This is a genomic window from Aeromonas sp. sif2433, assembly GCF_019218705.1.
Classification (GTDB): domain Bacteria; phylum Pseudomonadota; class Gammaproteobacteria; order Enterobacterales; family Aeromonadaceae; genus Aeromonas; species Aeromonas encheleia.
The window spans coordinates 1-249 of sequence record NZ_JAHUXD010000059.1; the positions used below are offsets into that span (position 1 = coordinate 1).

Annotated in this window: 1 protein-coding gene; it reads right to left on the reverse strand. The window is 63.9% G+C overall.

Features of this window, described 5'->3' with window-relative positions; all coding sequences use genetic code 11:
- A partial coding sequence (locus KW825_RS20395) for a VCBS domain-containing protein (protein ID WP_218330252.1) occupies positions 1 to 249 on the reverse strand: 249 nt, incomplete at both ends.

Here is a 249-nt window from a genome sequence, read left to right on the forward strand (position 1 = left end):
GGTGATGGTGATGACCACCTCGTGGCTGGTGCCATCGGCACTGTGCACGGTGAAGGTCTCGACCTTGGTCTCACCCTCTTTCAGGTACTGCACCTTGTCGTTGGCGACTTCATAGCTCCACTTGCCAGCGGTATCGATGGTCAGGTGGCCCAGGGCGCCGGCACTCGGGGTACCGGTACCGGCCTTGAACACCGCCTCGCCCGCATCCAGATCGGTCAGGGTCAGGGTGCCGCTGTCGGTCAGGGTCGG